Raw genomic sequence first — 18,730 nt, 5'->3', positions numbered from 1 at the left:
CCCGGTAAGAAAACGCGCCGATTATAGGGACATCGTCGGGCGTTGCCTATTGCCGATTGGTGGAATTATGGAAAATAATTGATTTTTGTCGGGGCAAACACCCGTGAAATCTGCCATATGCATCGAATCAGCCACGAATAAATGAGACTGATGCCAATTGGCCGGCTTCATCCATCACCACCAGTTGATACTGGCCCGGCTCAGTTAATACCAGCGCGGCACTGTTTTTTGCCACATCCTGTTCAACCGGTTGCCCGTTAAGGAACCACCAGCGCTGCTCTCCTTTGCCGCCTTGCGCCGCAACAGGCAGCACCAACACGACCTTGCCCGGCAGAGGCTGAACGCGCTGCCCATTGATAACCCCGGTGATCAGCAACGGCGGCGCGCTGCCTTGATTCAGTGGCGGGCAGCGAGGATCCACCGGCGGCAAACGTTGTGCACGGCGCTCGGCCTTTGGCAGCCACGGTTCGAGCGGCAGTGGCCACAGCAAACGTTCATGACTCTGTGCATCCGGACAATCAGCTGCCACACGTAAGCCCTGGCTATTGAGCCAGTAACGCTGTTGCAGGCCATTGACACTCTCTTGACCGGGCGCCAATAACGTGGGGGGAACGGTGTGATTCAGCACCCAGCTCAGTCGACGCTGACGGCAATTATCATCGCCCATTGGCAACGGTTGGCCGCCGGGCCAGCAAATGCTCATGGCGCTGACGGAGGCTGGACGGGGATCGCGCGGCGCACCGTGCACCGACATCTGCCCCGCCAGCAGGTTATTGACCTGATTCATCACGGGCACCGCTGAAGCAAAACCAAACTGCCCCGCGACCGGCGTCGCATCCGGACGGCCGACCCACACGCCGATTAAGTAACGCGGCGTGATACCGATGGTCCAGGCATCGCGATAGCCGTAACTGGTGCCGGTTTTCCAGGCCAGCGGTGCAATATCTGGCACCGCGCCTGATGGCAGCGCTTCCCCCGCCAGAATCCGCCGTACAATCCAGGCCGCACCCGGGGAAAGCAGCGGCCTCTCGAGCAATGGCTGATTGGGCAACCAGCGCAACTGTGCCGCATTTCCCTGGCGAGCAAAGGCGCTGTAAGCGGCAACGATGTCATCCAGCCTGGCACCGGTACCGCCCAGCACCAGCGACAGATTGGGTTCCGCGCCCACCGGGAAGCGCAGATTCAAACCCACGTTACGTAGCCGTGCCGCCGCCGTTTTGGGTCCTAAGGCATCCAGTAACTGCACCGCCGGTAAATTCAGTGAGCGTGCCAGCGCCTCACTGGCACTGACCGGGCCATGAAAACCTGAATCGAAATTACCGGGTCGATAGTCACCAAAGCGGCGAGGCACATCCTGCAGCAACGACTCAGCGTGGATCAGCCCCTCATCCAGAGCCATCCCGTAAATAAAGGGTTTCAGCACCGATCCTGGCGATCGCACGCTGGCGATCATATCCACATGTCCAAAGCGGCTATCGTCATTAAAAGACACCGATCCAACGTAGCCACGCACTTTCATATTGCTGTGATCGACCACCAGCAGCGCGAGTGAAGTGCGCGGCGGGAGCTGAGTTTTCAACGTCGAGGCCAGATTCTCCAGCTCGCGCTGCAGCGACACATCAATCGTCGAGATAATTTTGTTATCGGGAGAGAGCGACAGCAGGCGACGCGCCAGAAGCGGTGCCATTTGCGGCACCTGGCGCGGCGGCAACCACACCGCCTCCTGTTTGATATCCGCCACATCCTGCGCAGACCACACCTGATATTCTGCCAGTCGATCCAGCACTTTATTACGTGCCGCTTCCGCGCGTTGCGGCCAGCGATCCGGACGCAGACGGCTTGGTGCCTGCGGTAACACCGCCAGCAATGCCGCCTCCCCTTTGGTGAGCTGTGATGGCGGCTTACCCAACCACATCCAGCTTGCCGCCCCGACGCCTTCGACAGTGCCACCAAAAGGGGCACGATTAAGATACAGCGTGAGAATCTCACGTTTGGATAGATGCCATTCCAGCTGCAGCGCGCGCCACACCTGCACCACTTTCCCCAGCAGGGTGCGCGGCTGCGGATCGATCAGCCGTGCTACCTGCATGGTCAGCGTGCTACCGCCTGAAACGATGCCATGGTGCAGCAGGTTTTGCCCGCTGGCCCGCACCATCGCCATCGGATTGATGCCGGGATGGTGCCAGAACCAGCGATCTTCGTAGGTTAACAACGCCTGAATATAGTCGGGCGAAACATCCTCCAGCGTTACCGGATAACGCCAGATACCTTGTTTATCAGCGAACCGCCACAGCGGCGTGCCATCTTCGGCTACCACCACGCGCGCGGGCTGCACTTCCCGCAACGGCAGCGGATCGAGCCGATCCAGTGACCACAATCCGGTGAACAGCAGCAGTAAAAAAAGCGGTAGCCAGCGCCACCGCTTTAATGCGTTGCGTATTTTCATTACCGCTTAGCGCACATTCAGTTTTTCTGGCGTTTTACCGATCGCGCGCCACTCCGGCACATACATCGATTCCACCTGCGGAGGCGGCAAACGATAGCTGCCCGGCGTCACAGCACGTGCCAGATACAGCAGCGTGCCCGGCGTATATCCATCCAGCGCCAGCGCGGCAACAAAGCGGTCGTCACGGAACTCAATGTGTTTGATGTTGGCCTGTTGCATATCCATCATGCTCTCTTTCAACGCATCAGCACTGTCGCCGAGACTGGCGCTGCTGTCACTGAGGTTCTGGTTTTCCAGTTCCAGTCCCGCCGGCAGCAGATCCACCACCAGCGCATCGCTGACGCGCTCACTCGCCGAGACTTTCAGCCGGACCACCAGCAGTTCACCACTTTTAAGGTTAGTGAGATCGGCGGGCTTACCGTCCAGCGTGAAATACTCACGCGTAATATTCAACACGTTGCTGATGGGGGCCGGTGCCGTGCGTGGATAACCCACCACATTGAGCGTGCCGTAAAGCGGCGACGCATTATCGCTCTTCACCGACAAACCCTGGCGCAGTTGGTCTTCGCTAATGCCCATATTCAGTGTCTGCTCGCTACTCAGCGGTTCACTTTTTCCCTGTAACGAGGCTTGCCAACGCTCACCTTTGTGCTGCTGCAAAGTCCTCGCGGCGAGGAACAAGGCATTATTTTCCTGCGTGGAGAACCAGCGCTGGCCATGTACCGCTTTTGCCAGGTCAATTAATAACGGTCCCTGCATATCGGGCAGCAGCTGATTTTCGGTTATCAACGCGAGGATCAGCGCACGGTCACGCACCGGGCTGCCGTAATCACCCAGCCAGCTGTTGGGCTTGCGATCCAGACCGATGCCTTGCGCCAGTGCTAACTGCGCACGCTGTTGGTCGCCCATCAGTTTTAGCGCCACGCCGAGCTGCACCAGCGCCAGACCAGACCTCGCCTGCTCGCGCTTATCGTACAAGGCACGCAACGCACCGAGCGGCGCCTGCTGCTGACGTGCCAGTACCATGCCAGCGTAGGCTTGCACACTGAAACGCAGTCCATCGGCATCACTGCTCCAGCTGGTTTCGATCTGTGCCGGGTCTTGCAGGTAGCGCAGCAAACGTTCATCGGCACGAGCGATCACGCCTTCAGGTACGCTGTAACCCGCCTCGCTGGCGCGCAGCAGGAAGTCGGTGACGTAAGCCGTCAGCCAGAACTCTTCCTGACTCTCTTTGCTCCACAAGCCAAAGCTGCCGTTGCCGCGCTGCATACCCGCCAGGCGCGCAATACCGGTGGTAATTGATGCACGTCGCGCCTCGTCGGTGCTGGTTTTGATGCCCAGCGCATCGAGTTGCGCTTTGTTGGTAAACACCGATGGCCAAATTCCGCTGGCAGTCTGTTCCAGGCAGCCATAAGGATAGGCATAAAGCTGGCTGATAAAACTGGCGATATTCAGCGGCGGGCGGTTACTGAGTGACAGCTGCCCGGCCAGGGTATCTTTTTGCAGGCCGCTAAACGCGCTCGCGACCACCTGCCAACTCTGGCCGGTTTGCATCACGTTATCGAAACTCAGGGTTTGCGCCGGATAGGCCGGACGTACACCAATGGTCCATTGACGTTCGCTGGGCGCCAGGGTTTCACCCGGCAAGCTCATACCCGAAACCTTGACCTGCACCGCGCCTTCACCGAAGGCCCCCTGCGCTTGCACCGGGATCTGCAAAGTGGTGCGCGCGCCTTGCGCCAGCTGCACGCTAGGCGGCACGTTGCCAGCCAGCGCAATCAATCCACTGGCGGTGACATCCACTTTTAACGTCTGCGGCCGATCGGTCAGGTTGGTGAGATCCAGCGCCAGCGTCGACTGGTCTCCGCTGGCCATAAAGCGCGGCGTTGCCAGTTCGCTGATGAGCGGCGCGGCCACCACCATTTTACGATCTGCCGAACCGAAGCTGTCTGCGCTCCACACCTGCGCCATCAGACGTAACTCGCCATTGAAGGCCGGAATCGGTAACGCGATCGTGCCTTCGCCATTGGCATCCAGCGTCACCGGCTGCAGCTGTTGCGCGACGATCTGCACATCCGATACCGGTTTTTTACCCCCGCGAGACAGCGCATCGGCATCTTCGCCATCGCCACCGAAACGCAGGGCTGCCAGCTTGCCACCGCCGTCAATCAACTGACCATAGACATCGTATTGATCGGCGTTGTAGCGCTTGCGACCAAAGAATGCATCCCATGGATTGGGCGTTTTATAATCGGTGATGTTCAATACACCGCTGTCCACGGCAGACAATAAGACCTGGACCTGTTTAGGCAATTCGCCACCTTCACGGCTGGCTTTGACCTTCACATTCACGGTCTGCTCAGGACGGATTTTATCGGGCGCATCAATTGCCAGGTTGAGGCGACGTGCTTCAGTGGCCATCGGCAGATGCAGCAGGCCCACCGCCCGTTTTGGTGTGGTGCCGCTGGCTTTATCGCCATCACGTACCACAATCGCGCTGAGATAGAGGTCGTGACGCTTCCAGCTCTCATTGATCGGCACATCGATGGTCGCGCCACCTACTGGCACTTCCAGCGGCTGCCACCACAATGTGCCACTGCTGGATTCCACCATCAGATAGCCCTTACCCGCCGCCGGTGATTCCACCTGCACATGCGCGGTATCGCCCGGCTGATAGGCGCTTTTATCGATTTTTAATTTGACCTGATCTGGGCGAAGCGCGCCGGTGCCGCTGGTGTTGTCTTGCCACCAGTAGCCTGCATTAAAGCGCACGCTGCTGACAATGTTCTCGCCCGCATGCACTTCCAGACGATAGGTGCCCCACTCCACCGGGAAACTGATTTTCTGGCTACCGCCTGCGGCAATAGTGATGCGCTGTTCTTCCTCCTGCAGGTCCTTTTGGTCATAACGTGACTGCCAGCCTTCGCTGTCTGAGAAGCTCCAGAAGTAGTCACGGCGTTCGTGGATCAGGCGCACATCCAGATCTTGCGCGGCCAGTTTCTCCCCTTTCGGGTTGGCATACACCACATCGAATTCCGCCAGTCCGTTTTCAGGCACGGTCGGTTCATCGCGATAACGATCGGTGCGATAGTCGTAAACCGATTCACTGTTAAACAGCGGACGGATACCCGGCAGTGCGGGGGCGGGCCAGATTGATTGGGTGGCACGACGCGTGACCGGGCGGCCACCGGTTTCCAGCAGGCTGGCTTGCAGAATGAGGTTGAGCGGCGAATGGCTTTCTGCCCAGCTGCTTTCCACCGCCAACTGCAGTTTGCCGCTCTCATCCAGCTTTTCATCGACGTCATCGAGACTGCGTTTTAACTCTTCAGTGATATCGCCAAATTGATAGCCGGGCAGCGCAGACACGGCTTCACGCGCTGGTCGCAGGAACAGCTGACCCTGCAGTTCATTGCCCGCTGCCGGTGCGCCATACAGATAGCGGCCTTCAACATCGAAGGTCACCGTGGCATCCGGTGCCAGCGGCTGTTCGCTGTTGCTCAGTGCCAGCGCCATACGCTCAGGCAGAAAATCTTCGACGTGGAACGGCCAGCTGCGTGGCTGGTTATCACCGCTATTAATGCGCAGCGTCCACTCACCGGTCATGGCTGACGCCGGTAAAGCGAATCGCTGTTGATAGATACCGTTTTCCGGCTGCCACACGAACGTTTGTGTAACTTCGCCATTCGGCTGCACCACATCGGCTTTCACCGGTTGCGGCGGCAGCGGCTTGCCATCGGCATCACGCAGTAACGCATTAATGATGACGGTTTCACCGGGGCGATAAAGATCGCGCGGACCAAACAGGAAGAACTGTTTATCGTAACCTTGTGGGCCATCAATCGGGAATTCGGCCAGATCCAGTGCCGGGCGATTAAGATCGATCAGCGAAGTTTGTCCTTTCTGCGTCGCCAGCAGCAATTTGCCTTTGGCATTGGCGGGCAAGCGCAGATGACCATTGCTGTCACTGGTGCCACTCGCCAGCTGTTGGCCTTTCTCGTCCAGCAGTTGCACGTTGACGTCATCCAGCGGCGCGCCACTTGCCAAACTTTGCGTAAACAGTTCCAGCTGCTCCGGGAAGCTGTGCAGCGATAAACCAATGTCACTGAGCGTGAACAGGGTCGCTGGTTGGGTGTAGTTATAGGTGCCGGCTTGCTTCATCACGGCCAGATAGACGCCGGGCTGTTTTAGCGCATCGACATCGCCGAGCGGTAACTGCATCTTTTCACGCGTGTTGCGTGCCGGATTGAGATCAAATCGCCCGCTGTACACCAGGTCCGCATTTTTCAGCAGATCGCGTGACTCCCAATAGGAGAGGTTATTTCCGTAATTCCACTGGGCGAGGAAGCTTGCCAGCGTGGCACTTTTCACGCGGAAGAAATCGACATCAATGTTGTTCACATTGAGTGCCAATACCGGTAATCCCTGGGTCAAACGTAATGGCAGCAACGATCCACGGCTGGCGAAACCGACCATCGGCTGGATGTCTCGCGTGGTGAGCGTTTGGCTAAAAGGGCTGGATAAAGTGCTGCCATCAGCGGCCTTGAGGCCGGCATCGACGGTCACCGTCAATTTGCGCGACGGTTCAGGATGGCGAAAACGCAGCGCCTTGCCACTCTGCGCCAGCTCCCAGCCGCCATCGACTTTACCGCTTTTCTCATCGCTGAGATGAACCAGCGCAGTGAGGTCCTGTTTGCTATCAATGGCGGTGTTGAAAGTCAGCACCAGTGCCGCTGCGCCGTCCAGTTGCAGCTCGGAGAGATCAATCACTGAGATCGTTTTCGCTGCGCTTTGCATTACAGGCGTATCCGCTGCCTGAACCGGCAGCAATGCGCTACCGAAAAGTGTCCCGCCGATCAGCACGCTGAGCAGCAGTCGATTAACACGTCTTGCCATGGTAAGTCCCTCACCAGCCCCAAAAGGTTAAAAGTATTGTGCTGCGCAATTTCACATCAACCTACTCACTTTAGCAACGATACCCTTGAGATAGCGCTCACATTCCCGGACACTGGGTCTTTCCGTTTTCTGATGATTGAGAAGAGGTTGTTGCGATGACAGCTCCCCTGTTTGTGTCCGCCGATTGGTTAAAAGAGCATTACACCGAGGAAACGTTGCAGGTATTAGATGCGCGCATGTTGCCGCCAGGTCAGGAAGCGGTACGCGATCTTCAGGCGGAATATCTGGCAGCGCATTTGCCGGATGCGCCGTTCTTCAACATCGAAGCGTTGTCCGACCACACCAGTGCCTACCCGCATATGATGCCGCGCCCGGAAACTTTTGCAGTGGCGATGCGCGAACTGGGTGTTAATCAGGACAAGCATCTGGTGGTGTATGACGAAGGTAACTTGTTCTCCGCACCGCGTGCCTGGTGGATGCTGCGCGCCTTTGGCTGCGTGAACGTGTCGATTCTGGCGGGCGGTTTGCAGGGCTGGAAAGCGGCAGGATTGGAGGTGGCATCGGGCCCGGTGAACCTGCCGGAAGGCGAATTCGAAGCCAATTACGACAGCGGATGGGTGAAACGCCTGACCGATGTGTTGCTGATTAGCCATGAAGGCGGCGCGCAAATTGTCGATGCCCGTGCGGCGAATCGCTTTAATGCCGAAGTGGATGAACCACGTCCTGGCCTGCTGCGCGGGCACATCCCTAACAGCCTGAATATGCCGTGGAACAATCTGGTGGCAAACGGCGAACTGAAACCGGCGGCTGAACTGCGCGATCTGTTTGAGAAAGCCGGCATTAAGCTGGATCAGCCGATTGTCGCCAGCTGTGGTTCGGGTGTGACGGCGGTGGTGGTGATTTTGGCGCTGACGTCGCTCGGTGTGCGTGACGTGACCCTGTATGACGGCTCATGGGGCGAATGGGGTAGCCGCGATGATTTACCGATTGAGAAATGAAGTTTAGCGAGCAGCGCAAACTTCTGAGCCTGGCAATAATAGAGAGTGACTGTCTGAGCAAACGTTTGACCCTGGCATGATGATTTGATGACTGCGCAATAAATTGCGCCGCTACCAGATCGGATCTGTAGCGGCGCGATTTATCGCGCGTATCTCAAACCGCGCAATGGCTGACAGATGCGCAATACATTGCACCGCTGCAACAGACGTTTTAAATAATCCGCTGACTGCCTTTGAAGTCGCGCAGGAAACTGCCCCAACGGCGCTCGTAAAACGGCGTGATATGCGCGGTAAAGAAATGGCTCACCCCTCTCTCTTCACTCACTACTTCGCAGATATCAATTGGTGTATCTTCTGCCAGCGTATCGGTTGCGACGCTGCCTGCCGCCTGAATAATCTCTTCAATATCGCTATCGGCTTCAATGCCGATCAGCAAGTTCGGCTCTTCCGTAGCGCTCTCACGAATGCTTGCGATGTAAGCACGGCGCACCTGCTTATACTTGGCAAACAACTGCGTCAAGGAATCAATCATTTGCGCCGGTGGTTCAGCCACTTCCGACAGCAGCAGCGCGTGTCCGCCTTCCAGCACCGTTTGCTGGCTCAGGGCGCTGCCCTCTTCACTCATTAGGTGCGCAATTTCACCCGGCGAAAACTCTTTGCCTGCGGGTAATTTTGGATTGAGGAACAGACTTTCGCCCAGGGTCATTTCAAACAATGTGCGCGTCGGCAGTCGCAGGTAAGGCTGCTCCCCTTTAATCGCTTCGCTCATGGCTTGTTCTGAGGTAAAGAACGGGATCACACTGCCGCCGCCCTCTTTCTCCCAGTGTTGCAACTCCACTGGCGATGTTGCATCAAACTGCTCGGCTGGGCTTTCACCCGGCACCCAAATATCAGACTCCAGCAGCAGTTGAAAAAATTCAGGGCGATGTGCAGGCTCAGTGGCGGCCAGCTTCAGCACCTCTTCAAGACGATTACTCATTTATCCAGTTCCAAAAAAACGGCAAACATAGGCATGATGTTTGTCACTTAAGCGCTGCTCGGTCGCCCTAAATGGCGACCTCACGGAAGCATGCATCTGAATGGCGACCCTGCACAATGCTAACGAAAGGTGCACCTAAATAGCGACCTGACGTAGGGTGCGCATTCATGCGCACCGCGTTTATTTCAGCAACAGGTTGGCGACGGTACGCACACCCAGGCCGGTTGCACCCGCGGACCACTGATCGACCGCGCTTTTGCGATAGGTCGCAGAACAGTCAATGTGAAGCCAGCCCTGCTGATACTTGCTGACGAAGTAAGAGAGGAAAGCGGCTGCGCTGCTGGCACCGGCGGCATGTGCCGGGCTGGCAATGTTGTTCAAATCAGCAAAGTTCGATGGCAGATGGCTGCGGTGGAACTCCGCCAGCGGCAGACGCCAGAAGGCTTCGTTTTCACCGGTTGCGCTACCGAGCAGGGATTCTGCCAGCACGTTGTCAAAGGTGAACAGCGCATGGTAATCGTTGCCCAAAGCGGTTTTCGCGGCGCCGGTCAGGGTTGCGGCATCGATCAGCAGTTCAGGATTTTGCTCGCTGGCATCGATCAAGCCATCGGCCAGCACCAGACGCCCTTCGGCATCGGTGTTCATCACTTCAACCGTTTTGCCGTTGCGATAACGGATAATGTCGCCAAGACGGAACGCGTTGCCGCTGACCATGTTGTCCGCGCAGCATAAGTACAGCTTCACGCGTTTGTTCAGGCCGCGTGCAATTGCCAGCGCCAGTGCACCGGTGAGTGTTGCGGCACCGCCCATATCGGACTTCATCGAGTCCATAAAGCCGCTTTGCTTCAGGCTATAACCGCCGGTATCAAAGGTGATGCCTTTGCCGACCAGACAAGCGTAAACCGGCGCATTTTCATCGCCGGTTGGGTTGAAATCGAGCGCCAACAGCACCGGCGCACGGGTTGAACCGCGGCCCACGGTGTGAATACCGGCATAACCCTGCTCGCGCAGGTCATCGCCTTTGGTGATGCGATAATTCACTGCGTCACCGCCCACTTCGCGGATCAGATCGATCGCGCCGTGCGCCAGTTGTTCCGGGCTCAGATCTTCCGCTGGCAAATTGATGGTGTCACGCACCCAGTCAACGATCTTCAGTCGGCGATCAAATTCAAGCTGATCATTTTCACTCAGTGCCGGCCACTCAACCTGGCGTTTGCCTTTCGGGCTGCGATAGCCTTGCCAGAATGCCCAGCACTTTTCCAGATCCCACTCTTCACCACTCAGTGCAACATGGCGGATGCCCTGACCGTCCAGCTTGCGCCCGGCGCGCTGGATGCTCATCAGCGCGTCTGCGCCAGTCAGGTGAACGGTCATGCCATTTTCAGTGCTGCTCAGCAGTGCTTTTTCACCCCAGCGCGCATCGGCGGCCTGGGAGCTGAGCGTAATTGTCATCGGTTGTGTTGTCATCGCGTGGCTCCGTTTGCGTTAGGTGTCACCTTGCGCCAGAACCGGCGCAAGGGAGTGCATGAATTAGCGGGACGTGGCGGGCGTTAATGCCCGTAAACGGCTCACCGCTTTGTTGACCAGCTCAATGGCGTAGTCAATTTCCTCTTCGGTGGTAAAACGCCCCAGCGAGAAGCGCAGCGAGCTGTGTGCCAGCTCCTGCTCAACGCCCATGGCGCGCAACACGTAAGAGGGTTCGAGACTGGCCGAAGTACAGGCCGAACCGGATGACAGTGCCAAATCTTTCAGCGCCATAATCAGCGATTCGCCATCAACCTGAGCAAAACTAAGATTCAAGATATTCGGCGCGCCCTGCTCCAGCGAACCGTTAATGTTCACATTATCTAAGCGGCTGATGCCGTGCCACAGGCGTGCGCGCAGGGCGGCCAGGCGCGCCATTTCACTGCTCATTTCTTCATGTGCAATGCGATAAGCTTCGCCCATCCCAACAATCTGGTGCACCGGTAAAGTGCCAGAGCGCATGCCACGTTCGTGACCGCCACCGTGCATTTGCGCGTCGATTTGTAATTTTGGCTTACGGCGCACCCATAGCGCGCCGATGCCTTTCGGACCATAGATTTTATGCGCTGAAACCGACATCAGATCCACGGGCAGTGTGGCGACATCGATCGGTAATTTACCGACGCTTTGAGTGGCATCAACATGGAAAAGAATGTCACGTGCGCGGCACAACGCACCAAACGCCGCAATATCCTGCACGACGCCGGTTTCGTTGTTCACATGCATCAGGGAAACCAGCACGGTATCGTCGCGAAGCGCCGCTTCCAGCATCGCAGGGGTGATAATGCCATCACTGCCGGGTTGCAGATAGGTGACGTCAAAACCTTCGCGCTCCAGTTGCTGGCAACTATCCAGCACCGCTTTATGCTCAGTTTGACTGGTAATGACATGCTTACCGCGCGACTGATGGAACTGGGCCGCACCTTTAATGGCGAGGTTGTCAGCTTCAGTGGCACCGGAAGTAAAAACGATTTCACGCGGATCGGCGTTGACCAGCTCAGCAATCTGATTGCGAGCGACATCAACGGCTTCTTCAGCCTGCCAGCCAAAACGGTGAGAACGGGAAGCGGGGTTACCGAAGGTGCCATCCAAAGTCAGGAACTGCATCATTTTGGTGGCAACACGCGGATCGGCAGGCGTTGTCGCTGCGTAATCCAGGTAGATCGGTAATTTCATTGCGCTAAAACTCCGTATAAAAAATCATACGTCTTTATAGCACGATTCAGCCCCGGCTGTGTGAACAGCAAGGCTGAAGGAGAGCGGATTAAGCACGCAGATTAACGTTGATGGTTTCCTGCATACGATGCTGCTGGAAGCGGCGGGTATCGGTCATATTCTGACGGTCAGCCACATCCAGGATCTCCTGGTTGTTCACCAGTTCTGCCAACGTGATGTTGTTCAGGAACTCGCTGATACGCTCACTCAGGTCACGCCACAATACGTGGGTCAGGCAACGCTCGCCGCCCTGGCACCCTTCTTTACCCTGGCACTTAGTCGCGTCAACGGATTCGTCAACGGCAGTGATCACGGCGCCAACCGCAATCGCACCAGAATCTTTGCCTAACAGATAACCACCACCCGGACCACGAACGCTGGCCACTAAACCGTGCTTACGCAGACGTGAGAATAACTGCTCCAGATAGGAGAGCGAAATGCCCTGACGCTCAGAAATGTCAGCTAGCGGCACTGGGCCCTCGTTTGAGTGCAGTGCAACGTCCAGCATAGCGGTTACGGCATAACGTCCTTTGGATGTCAGTCTCATAGCATACAACCTCGTAAGCGTCCGTCCGGGTATCGGCGGGCTATCTGATGAATTGAGGCCAGTCTGCCATTCCTGAGTAAATCGGTCAACTATTTAACCAAGTAATTTACTCAACTATTTAACCAACTGTTTTACTCAACTATTACCCTTATCACCTTTAGGCTTTTGGAACGATGCCAGCATGCCACGCAGAATGTTCAATTCATCACGTTCCGGACGCGCGCGGGTGTAAAGGCGACGCAGTTTACTCATCACCTGGCTTGGCGTCCCTTCACGGATAAAGCCGCTGTTAAGCATCATCTGTTCGATATGCTGATAAAAGCGCTCCAGATCGTCCACCAGCGGATACGGCGATGCTTCTTCCTGCGGTTGTGGATCGGCTTTTCTTGCGCCGCCAGCCACGCCATACGCACTTCGTAAGCGATGATCTGCACTGCCATCGCCAGATTCAGCGAGCTGTATTCTGGATTGGCTTGAATCGCCACGTGATAATGGCACTTCTGCAACTCTTCGTTAGTCAGGCCAACGCGCTCGCGACCAAACACCAGCGCAACCGGCGCCTGCTGGCCCTCTTCGACACTTTTGACGCCACATTCACGTGCATCGAGCATTGGCCAAGGCAGCGAACGTGAACGCGCGCTGGTCCCCACAACCAGGCTGCAGCCCGCAATCGCTTCATCCAGCGTGTCGACAATTTTTGCCTCGCCAATCACATCACTGGCACCCGCGGCGAGTGAGATGGCCTGAGAGTCAGGTTTGACCAGCGGGTTAACCAGATACAGATTAGTTAATCCCATGGTTTTCATGGCGCGAGCGACAGAGCCCATATTGCCGGTGTGCGAAGTTTCTACCAGTACGATTCGGATATTTTGCAGCATAATTAGTGGACGGTGAGAAATTGATGGCGCGTAGCCTAGCATAAAAGTAGGACATTTGCTGAACACCCTGATATACTCCGCGCCGTTTTGACCCGTTCTTTAACATCCAGCGAGAGATACCGATGCATCCGATGCTCAACATCGCCGTGCGCGCAGCGCGCAAGGCCGGAAATTTAATTGCCAAGAATTATGAAACCCCGGACGCTGTCGAAGCTAGCCAGAAAGGCAGCAACGACTTCGTTACTAATGTTGACCGTGACGCAGAACGTCTGATTATCGAAGTGATTCGCAAATCATATCCGCAGCACTCCATCATCACCGAAGAAAGCGGTGAACTGGCGGGTGATGATCAGGACATTCAATGGGTAATCGATCCGCTGGATGGCACCACCAACTTCATCAAACGTTTACCCCACTTCTCTGTCTCTATCGCCGTGCGCATCAAAGGCCGCACTGAAGTGGCTGTGGTTTACGATCCAATGCGCAATGAACTGTTCACCGCAGTACGCGGCCAGGGCGCACAGCTTAACGGTTACCGTCTGCGTGGCAGCACGGCTCGCGATCTGGATGGCACCATCCTCGCAACCGGCTTCCCGTTCAAGCTGAAACAACACGCTACCCCTTACATCAACATCGTCGGCAAACTGTTTACTCAGTGTGCAGACTTCCGTCGCACCGGTTCTGCTGCGCTGGATCTGGCTTACGTGGCTGCTGGCCGTGTGGATGGTTACTTTGAGATCGGCCTGAAGCATGGGATTTTGCTGCGGGCGAACTGCTGGTTCGTGAAGCGGGCGGCCTGGTGACTGACTTCACCGGCAACCATGGTTATATGCTGTCGGGTAATCTCGTTGCAGGTAACCCACGCGTTGTGAAAGCCATGCTGGCTTCTATGCGTGAAGAATTGAGCGAAGCGCTGAAGCGCTAAGCAGGAAAAAGGCGGATAGGATATTCCGCCTTTTTTTCACCGTTAAAACGGACGTAAACCGCTACTCATCATCGGCTGTGCACTTTGCCACAGTAACCATAACCATCCGGCCAGCACCAGCAGAATCCCACCAGCCAATCCTAATGCCGGCATAATGATTTTTGCCGAGCGCGATTCACCGTTGGCCGCACCTAACCTTTCCGCTAATCGTCGCGACCGCTGAACGACCAAGCCCATAGCGGAGACCGTGACCGCCGTGCCGATGGCCATTGCCACCGCCGAAGCCACGCCCCACATATATACGCCAATCACCTTGGAAAACAGCAGCATCATGATGGCACCAGAACACGGGCGCATGCCCATAGAGAACACCACCAGCGCCTGCGTTTTGCCGCTCACCGCGCGATCCATCTGTTCAGCGCTCGGCAGATGCGCATGACCGCATCCGCAATGTTCGTCATGCTGGTGATGCGGGCGAATGGCGTAAATCTGTATCTTCGCTGGGGTGGGACGTAATAGCGGAAGTAATGCACGCAGCGCACGCCAGCCGACCCAGATGCCCAATGCCATCACCAGCAGATAACTGCCCTTCTCCAGCCAGTAACTACCGAGATGCATTTGCCGCGATGAGGTTTGCAACACCACCAGCATCACTGTCACCAAACCAATCGCCACACCGCCTTGCAACAGTGCGGCCAGTAACGTCAGTTTCATGCTGGTTTTCAGCTTCGCGGGATGCGTCGCCAGGAAGGTGCTGATCACCACTTTGCCGTGCCCTGGACCGAGCGCGTGCAGCACGCCATACGCCAGGCTAAAGAGCATTAAAGTCACGCCCGCCTGCTGCGGCTGTTCAGCCACTTGCTGCAGCAGTTGAGTCATTTCACGATTCAGGACTTTCTGCCACAAAACGCTTTGCAGCAATATTTGCGACCAGTGTTGCCACAGGGCAAACCCTGCCACCAACATGATGGCCGCCAGTAACCACAGTGGCCATAAGCGACGCGATCGCAGGGACAGAGTCATTAATGACATGTCAGGGTCACCATCTGCGCGAACTGCTGGCCGAGATCCATGTCCTCTGGCGGCGCATCCGCTTTATCCAGCGACAGCGCATATTGTTTCAGCGAGTCGTCAGGTTTAGGCGTGTGTAAATCGATCTGGCAGTGGGCTTTGACGCTGTCGTCCATGGTTAAGGCCTGTGGGTTATCGTAATACATATCAACGAAGTAGCTTGGGTCGAAAGTCTGAATACGGTACTGCTTCGCACTCAGCGACTGGGGTTCGCCAAACGGCACGATAAATTCCAATACCGCTTTGTTGCCCTTGCGCGACAGGTTGTACTCTTTGGGCAGATTCAGGAACTTCACGCGCGTTTTGTCCTGCCACACTTCAGAAAAGTAATGCTGACCCAGAACGTTGGCCATCACCTGTGCCGCCAGCTTTTTCCATACCACATCACCGGGTTTTGCTTTGCCGGCATCGTAAAGCAGGTCGGCCGAGGTAATTTCATCCATGGTCCACACCATCTTCATGCCTGTCAGATGATCGCTTTCACTAACAAACTCGGTTTTCATATCGATAAAGCTGTGCGGATGTGACCAGGCCGCGGCGCTGAACAACAGCGTAAAAGGAATGAGCGTCATTTTCATGTGTTATAAAGTAACAATTCTCGAGTGAAGATTATACTGGTCCAGAAAAACTGTGACCCGCCTAAAAGCTCTGAGCAAAAGTCACGACAAAGTGCAGGGTTACCGCGTGGAGTTAGCTATTCTTAGCTCAAAAATGACCTGCGGATAATACGATTGATGAGTTCTGCACCTTCATCTGCACCACTCTTCAGCCGCGCCCAGCGTCGTTGCCATCTGCTATTGCTGCTGTATCTGCCTGCTCCCGCATTAACGCTTGAAAAACTCTGCCAGCTGAACGGTGTAGAGCCTGTCGTTTCCCGACAGGATATCGCGGATGTCGGTGATGAGATACAGCGCTACCATCAACTGGAGCTACACCAGATGGTAGATGGCAGCTTACGCATTCATGGCACGGAACTGGATAGACGGCTCTGCCTGCTTCATTGGTTGCGACGCGCGCTGCGCTTGTCGCAGGATTTCGTCTGCGAACATTTTGCCCCGGTGCTGCGTCAGCGTCTGAAAGTGCTCAATATTGAGAAAGCGCTGTGGGATGAGACCAATCTGCAGGCGCTGATACAGCACTGCAGTCTGCGCCTGGCGCGCAACTTCAGCCCGCGCGATCGGCTGTTCCTGCAAATTTTCATGAAGTATTCGCTGTGCCAACGACAAAATGCCATGTTCAGCCCCGCTCAACGCGTATGGCTGGCTGAAAAAGTCGAACGTGGCGCAGCGGATGATGTGATTCATCACTGGCAAAAACGCTGTCATTTAGTACCTGATGCCAGTGAGACCGACTTCTGGACGCTGTTGTTCAGCCTGATTCATGCGCCTGACGGCAATCTTATTAGCGATAGCCAGGCGCAGAAATTAATGGCGGCGGTGGAAGCGCTGATTGCCCGCTTTGAGCAACTGGCGCAGACCCGCATCAAAAATCAGCAGGAACTGAAGCTACAGCTGTTTACGCATCTGGCGCAGGCACTGGATCGCAGCCATTTTGCCATTGGCATCGATAACAGCGTAGCGCTGGATGTGGCACGGCTTTATCCCAGACTGCTGCGCACCACCGAGCGGGCCCTGCATCACTTCAGCAGTGATTTTGGTACGCAGTTTAGTGCCGAAGAAGTGAGTTTGGTCGCCGTGTTGTTCGGTGCCTGGCTGATGCAGGAGAGTGCGCTACAGGAAAAGCAGGTGCTGTTATTGACCGGTGCGGATGCGGCGATGGAGCAGTTGCTGGAACAGCAGATCCGCGAGATGACGCTGCTGCCGATCAATATCACCTATCAGGATATGCTGCATTTTCAACGTGAAGGCGCACCGCGTGACGTAGCGCTGGTGATCACGCCTTACGCCACGTCTTTACCGCTGTTTTCACCGCCGCTGATCCATGCTGAGCTGCCGCTGAGTTATCACCAGCAGCAGCGTATTCGCCAACTTTTGGAAGCCTAAGCGGCGCGCGGACGAAGAAACAGGGCCGGAAGCGCCACCAATGCCATTACCCAGAACAGATGACCTTGTAGATGGGTAAACAGTACGCCGCAGATCATCGTCATGATGGCAATACCGCCCCCCATCGCCAGCGCCGAGTAGAGCGATTGCAGGCGGATCACTTCAGCGCCCTTACGCGCGGCAATAAAGCGCATCGCCGCCAAATGGCACACAGTGAAGCTGCCGCAGTGCAGGATTTGCGCGGCGATCAACAGCGGGAGCGCGGTGCTGGAACCGAGCATCACCCAGCGCACCAAGGCACAAACGCAGGAGAGCAGCAGCAAATCGCGTGCAGTCCAGCGCCGGAATAATCGATGACTCAGAGCAAAACCACGATCTCTGCCACCACACCCAGTGACCACAAATAACCAATGACCGTGGCGGAATAGCCTGCCTCTTGCCACCAGATAGCACTGAAGCTGTAGTAAGCCGCGTGCGCACCCTGCATTAACGTTACGCACAACATAAACCGCCAGACGGCGTTTTCACGCAGCAGATCGCGCCACGCTGACCACCCGCCACTGGCACCCTGCCGTGCATCGCCTTGTGGTCGGGTTTTCGGCGGCAGCATCATACCTGACAACATCGCCAGTACGCCGGCGCTAAGTAATACCAGAATCGCCTGCGATGACCAGGCGCTGACCAGCATCCCGGTCAACGCAGAACTGATGACAAATGCCAGCGAGCCCCACAAACGCACCGGGCCATAGGCCAAACCAATTTGCTGTGTCCAGGTGGCGGCCAGCGCATCACTGAGCGGCACCAGCGGCGAGAAGAACAGATTAAAGCCCACCATCACCAGTAGCAGCCATAACCACTGGCCTCCAAACCAGAAGCCGATAGCAAACAGGCAGGTCATCAACGCCAGTAAGCGCAGAGCCAGGATAAGCTGGGATGGGTTTCTGACCTGTGAGGCAATCAATAAACTGCCGACAAAACGCGCCACCATGCCGCAGCCCAGCAGCAAGCCGATTTGTTCTGCATCCAGACCGATGCCTTTGAGCCAGACGCTCCAAAAAGGTAAGTAAATGCCGTAACAGAAGAAGTAGGTGAAGTAGCTGAGTCCCAGCCATCTGGCCGATCCGATGGTCATTTTGCCTCCCGCAGACATGTCGACTGCGCCCGCAGCCCGTTGGGCCGCTACTTTGTCAGAGGCTTGAGCAAAAGTGAAATGAAAGGTCGTGGTAAATTATTTGAATGCGACAGGCTTCG

Annotated in this window: 10 protein-coding genes and 3 pseudogenes; 3 read left to right on the top strand and 10 right to left on the bottom strand. The window is 56.3% G+C overall.

The genetic code is table 11. The features are described from left to right. Positions 1-127: 127 nt before the first annotated feature. Entirely contained in the window at positions 128-2,446 is a 2,319-nt protein-coding gene (gene pbpC / locus HA45_RS15725) for a peptidoglycan glycosyltransferase PbpC (RefSeq protein WP_100701283.1), read from the bottom strand. 6 nt (positions 2,447-2,452) lie between these two features. Beyond that, positions 2,453-7,339: an alpha-2-macroglobulin family protein gene (locus HA45_RS15720; protein ID WP_100701284.1), complete on the bottom strand. Its 4,887-nt coding sequence runs from the start codon at positions 7,337-7,339 to the stop codon at positions 2,453-2,455. 155 nt (positions 7,340-7,494) lie between these two features. On the opposite strand from HA45_RS15720, the gene sseA reads away from it, so the two are divergent. After that, a complete protein-coding gene (sseA, locus tag HA45_RS15715) occupies positions 7,495-8,337 on the top strand; it encodes a 3-mercaptopyruvate sulfurtransferase (RefSeq protein WP_100701285.1) in 843 nt (280 codons plus the stop codon). 211 nt (positions 8,338-8,548) lie between these two features. Here the strand turns inward: sseA and sseB are convergent, their stop codons facing one another. The 5 genes and pseudogenes from sseB to trmJ all read right to left on the bottom strand — a co-directional run bounded on the left by sseB (position 8,549) and on the right by trmJ (position 13,480). Beyond that, entirely contained in the window at positions 8,549-9,316 is a 768-nt protein-coding gene (sseB, locus tag HA45_RS15710) for an enhanced serine sensitivity protein SseB (RefSeq protein ID WP_100701286.1), read from the bottom strand. A gap of 180 nt (positions 9,317-9,496) precedes the next feature. Then, on the bottom strand, positions 9,497-10,783 hold the full coding sequence (gene pepB, locus HA45_RS15705) for an aminopeptidase PepB (protein WP_100701287.1): 1,287 nt from the start codon (positions 10,781-10,783) through the stop codon (positions 9,497-9,499). A gap of 63 nt (positions 10,784-10,846) precedes the next feature. Beyond that, the gene (locus tag HA45_RS15700) at positions 10,847-12,016 is read right to left on the bottom strand and encodes an IscS subfamily cysteine desulfurase (protein WP_100701288.1); all 1,170 of its coding nucleotides are present in this window, start codon (positions 12,014-12,016) and stop codon (positions 10,847-10,849) included. Positions 12,017-12,104: 88 nt separating this feature from the next. Next, positions 12,105-12,602 (bottom strand): Fe-S cluster assembly transcriptional regulator IscR, encoded by a 498-nt coding sequence (gene iscR, locus HA45_RS15695; protein ID WP_100701289.1) that lies wholly within the window; start codon positions 12,600-12,602, stop codon positions 12,105-12,107. Positions 12,603-12,737: 135 nt separating this feature from the next. Beyond that, positions 12,738-13,480 (bottom strand): annotated as a pseudogene (gene trmJ, locus HA45_RS15690) (tRNA (cytosine(32)/uridine(32)-2'-O)-methyltransferase TrmJ). A gap of 122 nt (positions 13,481-13,602) precedes the next feature. Here trmJ and suhB point away from each other — a divergent pair. Then, positions 13,603-14,405 (top strand): annotated as a pseudogene (gene suhB / locus HA45_RS15685) (inositol-1-monophosphatase). A gap of 42 nt (positions 14,406-14,447) precedes the next feature. Here suhB and HA45_RS15680 read toward each other — a convergent pair. Beyond that, positions 14,448-15,437 carry a nickel/cobalt transporter gene (locus HA45_RS15680; RefSeq protein ID WP_100701292.1) on the bottom strand — a complete coding sequence of 330 codons (990 nt, stop codon included), beginning with the start codon at positions 15,435-15,437 and terminating at the stop codon, positions 14,448-14,450. After that, the gene (locus tag HA45_RS15675; protein WP_100701293.1) at positions 15,428-16,054 is read right to left on the bottom strand and encodes a DUF1007 family protein; all 627 of its coding nucleotides are present in this window, start codon (positions 16,052-16,054) and stop codon (positions 15,428-15,430) included. Before HA45_RS15675 ends, HA45_RS15680 begins: the two co-directional genes overlap by 10 nt. Positions 16,055-16,210: 156 nt before the next feature. Between HA45_RS15675 and csiE the strand changes: the two genes are divergently transcribed. Continuing rightward, positions 16,211-17,479, top strand: a complete 1,269-nt coding sequence (gene csiE, locus HA45_RS15670) for a stationary phase inducible protein CsiE (RefSeq protein ID WP_100701294.1) — start codon at positions 16,211-16,213, stop codon at positions 17,477-17,479. On the opposite strand, the pseudogene HA45_RS15665 reads toward csiE, so the two are convergent. Then, positions 17,476-18,611: pseudogene (locus HA45_RS15665) on the bottom strand (3-phenylpropionate MFS transporter). The gene csiE and the pseudogene HA45_RS15665 sit on opposite strands and share 4 nt — an antisense overlap. Positions 18,612-18,730: the final 119 nt, after the last annotated feature.

Source organism: Pantoea rodasii, from assembly GCF_002095465.1.
GTDB lineage: Bacteria > Pseudomonadota > Gammaproteobacteria > Enterobacterales > Enterobacteriaceae > Pantoea > Pantoea rodasii.
The sequence above is the reverse complement of the archived record's forward strand: the minus strand, read 5'-3'. Positions and strand labels throughout refer to the sequence as shown.